11 protein-coding genes and 1 pseudogene are annotated in these 14,225 nt (G+C 61.4%); 7 read left to right on the forward strand and 5 right to left on the reverse strand.

Going from position 1 to position 14,225, the window contains the following annotated elements:
• The first annotated feature begins 21 nt into the window (after positions 1-21).
• Together ACYQML_RS01880 and ACYQML_RS01885 are read left to right on the forward strand one after the other, a co-directional pair.
• The gene (locus tag ACYQML_RS01880; protein WP_461234523.1) at positions 22-735 is read left to right on the forward strand and encodes a Crp/Fnr family transcriptional regulator; all 714 of its coding nucleotides are present in this window, start codon (positions 22-24) and stop codon (positions 733-735) included.
• Between the two features lie 192 nt (positions 736-927).
• Positions 928-3,387 (forward strand): HWE histidine kinase domain-containing protein, encoded by a 2,460-nt coding sequence (locus ACYQML_RS01885; RefSeq protein WP_461234524.1) that lies wholly within the window; start codon positions 928-930, stop codon positions 3,385-3,387.
• A 208-nt stretch (positions 3,388-3,595) separates the two neighbouring features.
• On the opposite strand, the gene ACYQML_RS01890 is transcribed toward ACYQML_RS01885, so the two are convergent.
• On the reverse strand, positions 3,596-3,970 hold the full coding sequence (locus ACYQML_RS01890; protein WP_461234525.1) for a VOC family protein: 375 nt from the start codon (positions 3,968-3,970) through the stop codon (positions 3,596-3,598).
• A 149-nt stretch (positions 3,971-4,119) separates the two neighbouring features.
• Positions 4,120-4,665 carry a recombinase family protein gene (locus ACYQML_RS01895; RefSeq protein ID WP_461234526.1) on the reverse strand — a complete coding sequence of 182 codons (546 nt, stop codon included), beginning with the start codon at positions 4,663-4,665 and terminating at the stop codon, positions 4,120-4,122.
• A 1,168-nt stretch (positions 4,666-5,833) separates the two neighbouring features.
• Here ACYQML_RS01895 and ACYQML_RS01900 point away from each other — a divergent pair.
• The gene (locus ACYQML_RS01900; protein ID WP_461234527.1) at positions 5,834-6,835 is read left to right on the forward strand and encodes a reverse transcriptase domain-containing protein; all 1,002 of its coding nucleotides are present in this window, start codon (positions 5,834-5,836) and stop codon (positions 6,833-6,835) included.
• 105 nt (positions 6,836-6,940) lie between these two features.
• The gene (locus ACYQML_RS01905; RefSeq protein ID WP_461234528.1) at positions 6,941-7,612 is read left to right on the forward strand and encodes a ribonuclease H family protein; all 672 of its coding nucleotides are present in this window, start codon (positions 6,941-6,943) and stop codon (positions 7,610-7,612) included.
• Between the two features lie 379 nt (positions 7,613-7,991).
• On the opposite strand, the gene ACYQML_RS01910 is transcribed toward ACYQML_RS01905, so the two are convergent.
• The 3 genes from ACYQML_RS01910 to ACYQML_RS01920 form a co-directional block, all read right to left on the reverse strand.
• Positions 7,992-8,882: an ImmA/IrrE family metallo-endopeptidase gene (locus tag ACYQML_RS01910; protein WP_461234529.1), complete on the reverse strand. Its 891-nt coding sequence runs from the start codon at positions 8,880-8,882 to the stop codon at positions 7,992-7,994.
• Positions 8,883-9,079: 197 nt separating this feature from the next.
• Positions 9,080-10,717: a chaperonin GroEL gene (groL, locus tag ACYQML_RS01915; RefSeq protein WP_461234530.1), complete on the reverse strand. Its 1,638-nt coding sequence runs from the start codon at positions 10,715-10,717 to the stop codon at positions 9,080-9,082.
• 95 nt (positions 10,718-10,812) lie between these two features.
• Positions 10,813-11,100: a co-chaperone GroES gene (locus ACYQML_RS01920; RefSeq protein ID WP_207412317.1), complete on the reverse strand. Its 288-nt coding sequence runs from the start codon at positions 11,098-11,100 to the stop codon at positions 10,813-10,815.
• A gap of 282 nt (positions 11,101-11,382) precedes the next feature.
• On the opposite strand from ACYQML_RS01920, the gene ACYQML_RS01925 reads away from it, so the two are divergent.
• From ACYQML_RS01925 to ACYQML_RS01935, 3 genes and pseudogenes are all read left to right on the forward strand, one after another.
• Positions 11,383-11,841, forward strand: coding sequence for a GNAT family N-acetyltransferase (locus ACYQML_RS01925; RefSeq protein ID WP_461234531.1), 459 nt, complete (start codon positions 11,383-11,385; stop codon positions 11,839-11,841).
• A gap of 255 nt (positions 11,842-12,096) precedes the next feature.
• A pseudogene (locus ACYQML_RS01930) lies at positions 12,097-13,448 on the forward strand (IS3 family transposase).
• 96 nt (positions 13,449-13,544) lie between these two features.
• Positions 13,545-13,958, forward strand: a complete 414-nt coding sequence (locus ACYQML_RS01935; protein WP_461235639.1) for an AAA family ATPase — start codon at positions 13,545-13,547, stop codon at positions 13,956-13,958.
• Positions 13,959-14,225 lie beyond the last annotated feature (267 nt).

Raw genomic sequence — 14,225 nt, forward strand, 5'->3', positions numbered from 1 at the left:
TGCCCTGACGGGATCAGTGCCGTGCCCGTGCTGCGACAAGCCACTGTTCGCAATCGCCTGCTGCGTGCGCTTTCGCCCTCGGATTTCGCACTGCTGCAGCCGTTCCTGACGACTGTCGAAACCGAACTGCGCCAGACGCTTGTCACACCGGACGAACCCATCCATCGTCTGTTCTTCCCCGAGATCGGGTATGGCTCCGTCGTGGCGGATGGGCTGCCGGGCAAGTCCGAGATCGGCATCGTCGGCCGAGAGGGCCTGATTGGCGCCACGCCCGTCCTGCTCGGCGCCGACCGTACCCCGCACCACGTTTTCGTCCAGGCGCCCGGAGAGATGCTGGCTATCGAAGCGGCTGCCTTGATGGCGGCCTGCAACGGGAGTGCTTCGCTTCGCGGGCTTTTGCTTCTCTACATTCAGACGCAGATCGTACAGCTGGGGCGAACCGCCTACAGCAATGCGACCTATCGGATCGAGGTCAGGCTCGCTCGGTGGCTCCTGATGTGCCACGACCGCACGGAGGGTGACGAGCTCATCATTACGCACGAGTTCCTGGCCCTGATGCTCGGCATCCGGCGCTCTAGCGCCACGCTAGCCGTGCAGGAGATCGAGGGTGACGGCATGATCAGAGCCAAGCGGGGTCGCGTCATCATCCGCGACCGAGCGAGCCTGATCGCGCTCGCAGATGGCAGCTACGGTGCACCCGAGGCCGAGTATGCCCGTCTGATCGAGGGGGCTTGAGAAGTCGGCTTTCAGTGACAGAGGCCCGCTCACGGGCGGACCCGATGGGGCGTTCGCGCATGACATCACGTCGATGCCGGCCCGGCGTTGCGTGATCGGGTGGAGCGAAGACACGAAGCCGTGTGGGAGGAATGCCGCAATCAGTCGTTTCGAGGGAGTCGACTAACCTAGAGTGATGAAGCGGCCCCCAGGATGCTGCTTAGTGCATCCATGGTGAAGGTCGTGTCGAACTGGCTTACGGGCGATAGCGAGATGGCTCGGGCCGTTCGCGGCCACGATTGGTCTGCCACCCCTCTCGGCCCCCTGGAGCTGTGGCCGCTCTCGCTGCGCATCGCATCGAGCATGGTTCTCGACCACCCGCTGCCGATGGTGCTGTGCTGGGGATCGGAGCTCATCGCGCTCTACAACGACGCCTACCGCCCCCTGCTCGGCAAGAAGCCTGAAGCGCTCGGCCGTTCCTTCCTCGAGGTCTGGGGGGAAGCGCGGGCCACCATCGCACCACAGATCGAACGCGCCTTCGCAGGCGAGACGATACGTCTGGAGGATGCCCCCTTCACACTTGAGCGGCTCGGGCGTCCGGAGGAAGCCTTTTTCAACTACACTTTCAGCCCGGTTTGGGATGGAATGGGTAGGATCGTCGGCGTGCTCAACCCCGCCTTCGAGACGACGGAGCACGTGCTCGCCGAGCGTCGGCGCGCGGCTCACCAGGAAGCCCTTCGCGAGAGCGAGGAACGTCAGGCTTTCCTGCTCGAACTCAGTGACGCGCTGCAGCCTCTGGCTGAGGCCGCCGACATCCAACAGGCCGCATCGTACCTGCTCGGGCAACATCTCGGCGCCAGCCGGATCATGTATGCCGAAGTCTATGGAGTGGGCGACGATGCCGAAGTCATCATTCGCAGCCAGCACGTTCGCGAGGGAACTCGCTTTCCGGAGCGCTTTCCCTACAAGATGGTCAGCGAGGGCTTTGCGGACGAGACGTTCCAGGCCAACGGACGCGTCATCGTCTCCGATGTCGCCTCCGATCCGCGGCTGCGGGAGGATGTGAGACACGTCTGGCTGGCAGGAGGCATCGCCGCGCAGGCCGCGGTGCCCCTCATCAAGAACGGGCGGGTGGTCTGCGCCATCGGCGTCCACGCCAGCCGTCCTCGGGAATGGTCCTCCGCAGAGATCACGCTCATCGCGGACGTCGCCGAGCGTACCTGGGCCGCAGCCGAGCGCGCCCGGGCGGAGTCAGCGCAGCGCGAGAGCGAGGCACGCTTTGCCCAGTTTGCCGCCTCATCCTCGGACGCGCTCTGGATCCGGAACGCGCGGACGCTCGCCATGGAGTATGCCAGCCCCGCCATCCAGACGATCTACGGTGTGCCGCCTGAGGCTCTCCTCGGTGACCCCAAGCACTGGGCCGCCCTCATCGTACCCGAGGATCGCGACGCGGCTTTGGAACATCTGGAACGAGGTCGAAACGGCGAGGCCGTCACGCACGAGTTTCGGATCGTGCGCGTTTCCGACGGGGCCTTCCGCTGGATCCGGAATACCGACTTCCCGCTCTACGACGAAGACGGGCGGATCGAGCGTGTCGGTGGCATCGCGCAGGATATCACGGAGGCCAAGCAGTCGATCAAACATCATGCGATCCTGTTGGCCGAACTGCAGCACCGGGTACGCAATCTCCTGGCCATGATCCGCTCAGTGACGGCCCGCACGGGCGACACGGCAGACAGCGTCGAGGATTACCGCAACCGCCTGGAGGGTCGCCTTCGTGCACTCGCCCGGACGCAGACGCTGCTCACCCGAACAGCCAATGCCGGCGTGGATCTGGCCACCCTGGTCCGAGAAGAGATCAGGGGCCAGGCGGAGCACGACGACCAGTACCGTCTCTCCGGACCGGAACTCCTATTGGCTCCAAAGGCCGCGGAAGTCCTCACGCTGGCCGTCCATGAACTGGCGACCAATGCCCTGAAGTATGGGGCTCTGGCTGAGCCGCATGGCCGGGTCATCATCGCCTGGATGGTGATCTACCAAAGTGGAGAGCCCTGGCTGCGCTTCGACTGGGACGAGGACAAAGGCTCCGGTGTCCCGCCACCGCAGCGAAAGGGGTTCGGTACGGAACTCATCACACGCCGCGTGCCTTACGAATTGCATGGGCGAGGCAGTCTCGCATTCGAGCCGACGGGCGTTCGGTGCTGCCTGGAGTTTCCGCTCGTACGAGGCGACAGCATTCTGGAAACCGATGCTGTGACCCTACAAACCACCATCGCGGGAGGCGAACTGGACATGACAGGTGAGGCGAACCTCGCAGGCGCTCGTGTCCTCGTTGTCGAGGATGATTATTACTTGGCTCTCGATAGCCAGCGAGCATTGCAGCAAGCCGGTGCGGTCGTACTCGGTCCATGTCCGGACGAGCGGACCGCCCTGCAGGTGATCGAGCATGACAGCCCAGGCTATGCCGTGGTCGACATCAACTTGGGACACGGTGCCTCCTTCACGGTGGCCTCGGCCCTGCAGAGCAAGGGGATCCCGTTCGTTTTCGTCACCGGCTACGACGACGTCGTCATCCCCGAGGCGTTCTCGGATGTGGTACGGCTGCGCAAGCCGGTAGAGCTGCGCCAAGTTGTTCGTGCCGTCGCTCAGAAAGCTTTGGACGCCTCCTCCTGAGATCGTTTTAAGGCACTCGCTCGTTAGCTTTACTGGCGAACGTCTGCTTCCGGCAACGGTTAGGAGTTACGTCTTCGACTAGGTTGGGTCGGAGGCGGAACGTCCGCTTCAGGGCGAAAGGCCAGGGTCCGCTCTCCGTCCTTCTAGGACGCACAGCATCAGCCCTCGGTTTCGACGCCGAGCAGAGCGATGGCGACCATGGATTTTGTCAGTCCGTGGCCTGGGTCCGTACGGTGAGCTTGTTTCCGTCTGGATCGCGAAGGTAAGCAACAAAGGACCCGTTCGGGCGCTCTGCGGGAGGGCTTTCGATGGCGGCGCCACCCTGCTCGGTGCCGGCCTGATGCCACGCCAGAACATGCTCGCGGCTTGATGCGGCGATACCGATGGTTCCGCCGTTGGCCACTGTCGCCGGCTTGCCATCGATGGGCTTCGTGATCATCAGCCGCCCGCCCTCGTGGTCGTAGATCAGCCTGTCTCTGGGGTCCATCACGCCGGGCTTCCCTCCCAACGCGACGAATGTGGCATCGTAGAAGCTCCGAGCCCGGTCCAGATCGTTGCTGCCGATCATGACGTGGGTGAACATAACTTCTCTCCATAGGAGGGCAGCACGGGATAGCCGTGGTAGAGCGTGGCAATGAGCCGTTGCCGATGGCATACCCACATGTATCGGGCGGCTCAACGACCACTTGTCGCCAAACCAAGAAACCGGCTTGCCCCGATACAGTCGGCCCGTCAGGGCTCTCTGATTACCCGATACACCTGCATACGGGAGCAGGCCAAAGCGGCGGCAATCGTCGCGACCCCATCACCTGCCGAAGCCATCGCCTTGATCCGCTCGCGGTCGAGGCGGCGCTTGCCGCCGGCATACACGCCACTGCCCTTCGCGCGTTCGATGCCCTCGCGCTGGCGCTCCCTGATGAATCGTCGTTCCATCTGCGCGACCATGCCGAGCACAGTCAGGACCACATGGCCCATTTCGCCCCGGGTCGAGACGTGCGGGTCGAGCACGGTGACGTGGGCGCCGCGCTGCTCGGCCTCGTGAATGAGATTGAGGACGTCTCGGGTATCGCGGCCAAGGCGGTCGAGGCGCGTGACCATCAGTTCATCGCCCGGCCGTAGGAACTCCAGCACTGTCGCCAACTCGGCGCGGTTGTCGCGGCTGCCGCCCGAAACCTTTTCCGACCGAATGACCCCACAGCCTTCAGCCTTCAGCCGGGCGACCTGCCCATCAAGATCCTGATCGAGCGTGCTGACGCGGGCGTAACCAATGCGGGCCATGATTTGTAACCTCAAGCTTTAGGCCCGAGGCTACAGTGTCACAAATAGCCGGTGTCAACCCAGATGTTACGACGGCCGGTGCGGGCCATGTTACGTCACGTCAGGGTATACCCTAAAGTTACTCAAACACGTCGGCGTCCACTATGAGCCTTGAGCGAAAGTTGGCCGCACGCCCAGGGGCGGGCGATCTGCTATCTGCCTGACTCAGCCTTACGAGCAGATCAATTAGTTGCCACAAAGCGATGTGACGTGAATAGCGGATTGGCTAGACGCACTACGGAGCGGATTCCCGGTCGAAAGCACCGCGGCATCCGCGGCCGGATGTATCTGTCTAGGTGGCAGGTGGCCTATGCTCCCGCTCTTAGCGAGGCGACCTCGTCGCCATCCCATCGAACGTGGAAAGAGGACTCGTCGTTGGATTCCGACACGGCGGCGTCCCAAACGGACTACCTTAATAGGTAGATCGCCTCCGCGCCTTCGCACCGTGGCGAACCATCTGCGTAACTTTTCACGGCACTATCACCGCGCAGACCGCTTGTATTCGACGAGCTGCGGCATCGGTTGGCGTAGCGTTTTGGTTGGTGGCGGTCGCCGGGTTCACATTGAGCGCCGGAGTGATGTTGTCAGCCGGGCTTGCGCTTGGGGTCAAAGCCAGGAGCAGCCTATGGGGTGCCGAGGTCGGCGGTCTTCGGATTGCAGGCCGAGGTCCTGTTGAGCGTCGGACGGGCTTTACCTCTGTTACGACCATAGCCCTTGATCTCGATATCGAGATGAAGTTTCGGGTGGTCACAAAGGACTATTTACGGCTCCGTCCGGGAGGTGTGCGACAGAACCGCTTGCATCCCGGCCAAAAAGGCTAAGCTCCGCTAGGAGAAGGATGTGACGACGATGCCCGCATGCAAAAACATGCCAGCCAACCTGGCCGGCGAAGCTTAGCCGGAGCACGCGTGCCGGCAGCGTTTTGGTTGGTGGCGGTCGCCGGGTTCACATTGAGCGCCGGAGTGATGTTGTCAGCCGGGCTTGCGCTTGGGGTCAAAGCCAGGAGCAGCCTATGGGGTGCCGAGGTCGGCGGTCTTCGGATTGCAGGCCGAGGTCCTGTTGAGCGTCGAGCCTACAGAGGTAGGGCGAAGGCAACCGAAGTCGTCCACCAAGACAGAGCTTATTTAACTTGGGAAAACACCTCGACGAAACAACCACTCTTAGAAATCTGCAGGCGGCATGGCATAAGATTAGGTCGAATGGCCGCCTGTCGTCTGCAGAAGAGACACGAGCAGCAATCGATAGTTTCGGGCAGCATGCCGAACAAAAGCTAAGACAAATCCAGAAGCTAGTTCGGCAGGGGAAATTTCAGTTCGCGCCTCAAAAGGGTGTTCTGGTCAAAAAATCGAGCGGCGGACACCGAGGTATCGTCATGGCCTCCGTGGAAAATCGTGTCGTCGAACGCGCGCTGCTCAATCACCTTCAAGTGAAATCGCCACTCGTACAGCGAGTGATCAACGAACCCACGAGCGTAGGCGGCGTCCCTGAACGCAGTGTTCCTCACGGCCTGAAGTTGATCCATGATGCGATCTCGGAGGGCAAAAGGCATTTCGTTCGATCAGACATCTCTGGCTTTTTCGATCACATCCCACGTGTTCAAGTCATCGAGAGAATTGCTGCCGATATAAAAGAACCGGAATTCATTCGGGTCCTTACTGAAGCAACCGCTGTCGTTCTCTCGAATGAGACTACACTCGGGGAGGATCGACGTGTCTTTCCAACGGATAACGAGGGAGTGGCGCAAGGTTCGCCGCTTTCCCCGCTCATTGGGAATATTCTGCTGAAAGATTTCGACCAAGAATTCAATACAAGAGGGATACGCTGCATCCGCTTCATCGATGATTTTGTAATACTGGCTGAGTCCGAAAGTCAGGCGGCGAAGTCTTACGATAGTGCCAGAAGGGCGCTTGAACGTCTGAACTTGAAAAGTCACGACCCCTTCAATGGAAAGACACCGAAGGATAAGGCGGCCTACGGCCATGTCGATAAGGGGTTCGTATTCCTGGGGTACGACATATTCCCGGCTCTGCTGCAACCGTCTGCCAAGGCAAGGCAGAAGCTAGAAAGCGTTGTCGCCGACCATCTTAGATCCGGCCGAGATGATATCGTTGAGGTAAAACGACAGGGATAGTGTTTTGCCGCCAAAAAGAAGTACGTGCAGACACAGGCCACCATTGACCGTGTTATCCGTGGATGGGGTGAGGCTTTCTCGTATAGTACTGCGAACCAAACGACGATGGACCTCGATCTAGCAATCGAGAAGAGGCTCGTCGATTTTCGAGATTGGTTTGCCAGGCAACTTCGGGGAACCGACTGGAAGACGAAGCGCCGGCTCGGCGGGATTTGTCTTCTAGAAGACGTAAGAAAGAAATCCCTCGACGACCTTCCCGTGAAACTTGCAGCTCTTCCGCGAACGAGAATGGGCGCCAAAGCCCTCACGATATCGACGGATGGCGCGATCCAAGGACAGGGCCGCCGGAAGGGGAGAGATCAAGGCGCGGGTGGCTGGGCGTTCGTCGTTCATTCGCCAAATGTCGAGCGGTCTGGCTACGTGGCTGGCGAAACAAACAACAGGATGGAACTGCGCGCCGTGATAGAGGCGCTAAAACATGCCGGAGGCGGCTCGTCCGTCATCATCCGGACCGATTCGCAATACATCGCAAATACGGTGAACCGGGGCGCTGTTGTCGCAGCGAACCGCGATCTTTGGGATGAGTTCGCGGCAGTCAGCGCAGACATCAAGCTTCGGGTTGTTTGGGTGAAGGGTCATAGTGGCGGCGACCCTTTCAACGACAGGGCGGACAAGCTCGCGGTTCAGGCTGCGAGATCCGGGGGCGCGACGAAGTCGGCGTTGGCGCAGGCGCTTGAGCCGCCTGTCGCGGTGGCTGATGCCGGCGAGGCCAAATGACGGTGTAAAACATCCCCACCGCCGCCGGTTGAGCATGAGTTCGTCGGCTTTGAAATAGGGCGTCGTTTGAGGATTGCGACTGGAGCACACCACGATGGGCGGCCTGTCCCCTGGGCCTTCTCCTTCGTACATTAGATCGACGCGAGCCGGTTGAAGTGTGTCTATATCGCGCGCCAAATAGCGGAAGGCCCCCGAACGGTCGCGGCTGATAATGGTCGCGCTCGGATGCTCGGCGATAGCTGCAGGCCTTCAGCACCTAATTCGTGATAACGGATGAACCTGTGGCCCGAATTGAGGCACATCCCCCAGAGGCCGCCTAAGCCACGCGAGATCGCCAGAAACCAGTGCCCCGCCCGATCCAATCCGGCATGGGTCTCAGCTACCTTCGCCCCGAGTAGAAGCGGTAGCGCCATCCCTCCTCCAGCCTGCGTTCCTCCGCGCTCTCTTCCGGGATGGGTTCCAGACGCAGCAGGATCATCGCGAAGCCGTTCTGCTGGCGGTACACCTGCTCGTAGAGGGCCGGCGCGCGGAGGTCGCGCCTTACATCGATCCGGAGATCGGCACTACATGCGGCGATGTCGCCCGCGATGTTAGGCCGATGCGAACTGCTATAATAGCGCGAGCCTGTCGGGACCGGGCTGCCACCTGCACAGGTGATGGTTGGAAATGAGAGGCTGCGGTAGCACCGCTGCACCCGACCATTGCCCGCCACGATGATGGCGATCTGCTCGGGGTGGTACTGCACGTAGGCCCGAGCCGCCGTTTCCTTACCGACCCCGAAATCGCGCGCGAGCGTAAGAACGTGCTGCAGATTGGGCTCGCGAAAGGCTGCCATGGCACCTCGCAGCAGGTGCGGGGGCATCAGCACGAGAGCGGCGAAGGGGTTGGCCTCGACCTCCCTGCGCTGCCGCTGGTCGCCCTCCTTCGCTTGCACGCGCAGTAGGTCAGAACTCTTGCAAAGGAACCGGCCGGGCTGATCCGGGACATGGTGCGCCATCAGGAAGTGGCCGAGTTCGTGCGCGATGATGAAGCGGCGACGCGGTTCGCCCCCGCGCTTGGCGAGGATGATCCCTTCGGACCGCTTCGCGTCGGTCGCGAGGCCGCCTTCGAACCCATCGGCGTCGAGGTCGTCGATCCTCAGGATTCCGAGGCGCGCGCATAGCTGCTGGATCGGCACGGGTACCAGAAGGTTGGGCTCGGCCTGTAAGATGCGTTTGACGAGCGCCTCCAGCGAGCCCGCATCCGCCAGATCCTTCCTGCTGATCGGCATGCGCGGAGCCCCTTCCTATTCCCGAGCCGATTCATCAGGCCGCCACGCACCCGCGATCCCGAAACCGGACTGCGGGGAGTTCGTACAGGTAGCAAGCCGAAACAGGCTTCGTAGCCGATTGAGTGGCATGCCATATTGAAAAGGGCCGCCCCAAAAGGCGGCCCTATCAAACCGGATAGCTTGGGTTTTTACGCGGATCAGAAATCCATGCCGCCCATACCACCGCCGCCACCGGGCATCGCCGGCGCTTCCTTCCTCGGAGCATCCGAGATCATGGCTTCAGTGGTGACCAGGAGCCCAGCAACTGACGCTGCACCTTGTAGTGCTGCACGCACGACCTTTGCGGGATCAACGATACCGGCCTGGAGCATGTCAACGTATTCCTCAGTCTGGGCGTTGAAGCCATAAGTCGCTGAGGAGTTGGCAAGGATCTTCCCGACCACAATCGAGCCTTCGACGCCCGAGTTCTGGGCGATCTGACGGATCGGGGCTTCGAGCGCCTTCAGCACGATCTTGATGCCGGCCTGAACGTCAGGGTTGTCGTTGGTAAGACCCTGAGCCGCGGCCTTGGCGCGAAGGAGCGCTACGCCGCCGCCGGGCACGATGCCTTCCTCGACCGCCGCACGGGTCGCATGAAGCGCATCATCAACGCGGTCCTTCTTCTCCTTGACCTCGACCTCGGTCGAGCCGCCGACGCGAATGACGGCGACGCCGCCGGCGAGCTTGGCCTGCCGCTCCTGGAGCTTCTCACGGTCGTAGTCCGAGGTGGTGTCCTCGATCTGCGCCTTGATCTGCGCCACACGTGCTTCGATGTCGGCCTTGTCGCCGGCACCGTCGATGATCGTGGTGGTCTCTTTGTCGATGCGCACCCGCTTGGCGTGGCCCAGCATTTCAAGGGTGACGTTCTCGAGTTTGATCCCAAGATCCTCGGCGATCATCTGGCCTTTGGTCAGCAGGGCAATGTCTTCGAGCATGGCCTTGCGACGGTCACCAAAGCCCGGAGCCTTCACAGCGGCTACCTTGAGGCCGCCGCGCAGCTTGTTCACCACGAGGGTGGCAAGCGCCTCGCCCTCGATGTCCTCGGCGATAATGAGCAGCGGCTTACCCGTCTGCACCACGGCTTCGAGGATGGGCAGTAAGGCCTGAAGCGAACCGAGCTTTTTTTCGTGGATGAGGATGTAGGGATCCTCGAGATCCGCCATCATCTTCTCTGGGTTCGTGACGAAGTACGGCGAGAGATACCCACGGTCGAACTGCATGCCCTCGACGACGTCGAGCTCGGTTTCGGCATTCTTGGCCTCTTCGACAGTGATGACGCCTTCCTTGCCAACCTTCTCCATGGCGTGGGCGATCATCTCGCCGATTTCCTTGTCGCCATTGGCAGAGATCGTGCCCACTTGGGCGATCTCCTCGGAGGAGGCCACGTTGCGGGCACGCTCACCGATGTCCTTCACGACCGCCGCAACAGCGAGGTCGATGCCACGCTTCAGGTCCATTGGGTTCATGCCGGCAGCCACGTACTTCACGCCCTCGCGGACGATGGAGGCAGCCAGCACGGTTGCCGTTGTGGTGCCGTCGCCGGCGATGTCGCTCGACTTCGAGGCCACTTCGCGCACCATCTGGGCGCCCATATTCTCGAACTTGTCGGCGAGTTCGATCTCCTTGGCGACGGTGACGCCGTCCTTGGTGATGCGAGGCGCGCCGTAGCTCTTTTCGATGACGACGTTGCGACCCTTGGGCCCCAGCGTGACCTTCACGGCGCTGGCAAGAAGCTCGACACCGCGCAACATTTTCTCGCGGGCATCGACGGAGAAACGAACGTCTTTGGCAGCCATGGGGGTGATCTCTTCAGTGATGTAAGGCCCTGAGGCACGCCACAGCGGCCGCCTCGAAAGGGCAGGTCATTGGGTTTGCGAGCGACGCAACCGACCTAGGCGACGACGCCCATGATGTCGGATTCCTTCATGATCAGAAGGTCCTGACCGTCGATCTTGACCTCGGTGCCAGACCACTTACCGAACAACACCCGGTCGCCAGCCTTCACATCAGGCGGGTTGATCCGGCCGGCTTCGTCCCGAGCGCCAGGGCCGACGGCAATGATCTCGCCCTCTTGCGGCTTCTCCTTGACGGTATCCGGGATGATGATGCCGCCCTTGGTCTTCTCTTCGCCTTCGATGCGGCGGACGACGACACGGTCGTGTAGGGGGCGAAACTTCATGTTTTGGATCCGGTTTCCTGGCGATCAACCGTCGCCAGTACGGCGCGGAATTGCAGGAGAGGCGACCGTAAAAGTCCTACAGCTAACCCCGCAACGTAGCCTTAGCACTCAATCCGCGAGAGTGCTAAACATCATCGTCGGCGCAGTGGTGGGATCGCAATGCAATGCTGGCCGGGATGTCGCTGAAATGTGTCTCAGCGTTGCGAAGCGTATCTGCTCAGTTGAGGCACTTCCCTCGCCTTGGGCGTTACGGCTGACAATCTAGGAAGAAACCGGCAAGACATGCATATCCGTCCCTGCAGGTGTGGAGACGACGAGGCTGCGGCCCTCGCGGTTTTTGACAGGACGTTCCCGATCTCGCATTCGTTCTTGGAGGGCCGGGAGCAAACCGCTGCTCGTGAGCATCTGGCACTTCTACTGAGGCACTCAGAAACTCTGATAATAGAGGTGGATAGCTCCGTGATTGCCTTCATCACCGTGGATGATGGAGATTACATTTCAGCATTGTACGTAGATCTCCCACATGTCAGCCGGGGTGTGGCATCGGCCCTCCTGCAGGCGGCACAAGATCGTCACCAGATCCTTTGGCTTCACGTCTTCGCGCAGAATGTTTCTGCCGTGCAGTTCTACAAAGCTCGGGGCTTCGCCGTAGTGGATGAGGATAGGCAAATCGATAGCTCAGGTTGCCGGCACCGACGCTTCGAAATGGAAAACGCCAGCGGTTTCGCCACGTATCGTTGACTGCGAGCCACGCGACGGAGCTTCAGCTTGCGTTGGCTCAGCTCAGGCAGTTAGTCCGATGCTTCGGGGTTTACCCTTATGGAGAACCGATCACGCGCCGTGATGCGTTCGGTGGGGAGATCGATCACTTCCCCCTGGAAGATTTCCTGGCTTAAAAAGGCGCGCTCAATTGTCCGACGTCAGCACCTGTGGGACAGATTGAGGGTCTTCACGAACGGAGGATGACTGGTTCATCGTAGCCCCTGAGGAGCGAAGATGAAGCAGACATCCGGACCGGCCAAGAAGCCGGCAGAAGCGGTGATCAAGGACATACGTCGGGCCACACGTCGGCATTTCTCGTCCGAGGAGAAGATCCGCGTGGTGCTGGAAGGCTTGCGTGGCGAGGACAGCATCGCCGAGTTGTGCCGACGTGAGGGGATTGTCGCCTCGATGTACTACGGCTGGTCCAAGGAGTTCCTGGAGGCTGGCAAGAAGCGCCTGTCCGGCGACACGGCTCGTGCGGCCACCACGGATGAAGTGCGGGATCTGCGCCGCGAGACGGGGGCGCTCAAAGAGGTCGTGGCTGATCTCGTGCTGGAGAACCGTCTGCTTAAAAAAAGCATGAGCGGGGCTGGGGGCGACGAGGCATGAGGTACCCGGCCCCCGAGAAGCTGGAGATCATCCGGCTGGTCGAGCAATCCCATCTGCCGGTGCGTGCCAGCCTGGACAAGCTCGGCATCACGCGCTCGACGTTCTACCGGTGGTACGACACCTACCAGCGCGGCGGCCCCGAGGCGTTGAATGACCATCCCTCGCGGCCGAGCCGGGTCTGGAACCGCCTGCCTGCGGAGATCCGCGAGCAGATCGTTGCCCTGGCTCTGGAGCAGCCTGAACTCAGTCCGCGTGAGCTGGCGGTGCGCTTCACAGACGAGCGTCGCTACTTCGTCTCGGAAGCGACCGTCTAACGGTTGCTCAAGTCTCAGGACCTGATCACCAGCCCGGCCTATATCGTCATCAAGGCCGCCGACGAGTTCCGCGATAAGACCACCGCGCCCAACCAGCTTTGGCAGACGGACTTCACCTACCTGAAGGTCGTTGGCTGGGGCTGGTACTACCTGTCGACGGTGCTGGACGACTTCTCACGCTACATCGTCGCCTGGAAGCTGTGCACGACGATGCAGGCCAGCGACGTCACCGCCACGCTCGACCTGGCGCTGGGTGCGGCTGGGCTCGATCAGGCGCGGGTGATGCATCGGCCACGCCTACTCTCCGACAACGGGCCGAGCTACGTCGCCAGCGACTTGGCCGACTGGCTCAGTATACGGGGCATGACCCACATCCGCGGCGCGCCATGCCATCCTCAAACGCAGGGCAAGATCGAGCGTTGGCATCAGACGCTCAAGAACCGCATCCTGCTCGAACACGCCTACTTGCCCGGCGAGCTGGAGACGCAGGTTGCCGACTTCGTCGAACACTACAACCATGCCCGAGCCCATGAGAGCCTGAGCAACCTCACGCCCGCTGACGTCTACTTCGGATGCGGCGAAGGGATCCTGGCCGAGCGGGAACGCATCAAGCGCCAGACCCTGATGGATCGCCGCTTGCGCCACCACGCGCAGGCCGCCTAACCTCTTACCCCAGATGGACCAGAGCCTCTGCTCCTGAACACCGCTGAATGTCCCAAATCATCTGACGACGGACACTACGTCAGCGACGGCCAGAACATCGCTTTTGCACGGGCATCACCCGGGCAGCAGGCCTCGGCTCTTCTGGAGCTGCTTCTCCGCCAGGAGGCGGGGACGCTCATCGTTGACCAGCCGGAGGACGACCTCGACAATCGTGTGATCATGCGCATTGTCGAGAGGATCCGCACCTCGAAAACCTCTCGCCAGATCATCTTCTCGACCCACAACGCGAACCTCGTCGTCAATGGTGATGCCGACAAGGTCGTCACCATGGTCTCGACCATCGCTGAGGACCGCGCTCCGGAAGGTACGACGCATGTGCGTGTCGAGGTCGATGGTGCGATCGAGACGCCTGCCGTAAGGCAAGCCGTTACGCGGATCATGGAAGGTGGCCTGAAGGCCTTCGACCTACGCGCTCGAAAATATGGAGTTGAGGGGGCTCAGCGGGCGTAGAGGATGGTGGTATCGATCCGTAGGGCCGAGGGTCTGACGGACATCGTTCGCGACGACGGCGGAGCGTCAAGAAGGTTCAGAAGACGCCATGCTGAAAGCTATTCTTGGGGGAAAAGGGCGGCGTCTGCCGGAAACCGCGCGACCAGGTGATTCTTTCAAGAGCGTTTTCCGTAGCGCCGAGGATCCGCTTACGGCTGCAGTTTTTTCGCGTCTCGCCTACCTCGATCCGGTCCTCCTCTGGGCCACTCTGAGATGCGCCACGCGCGC

Source organism: Methylobacterium sp. CM6244 (assembly GCF_054817885.1).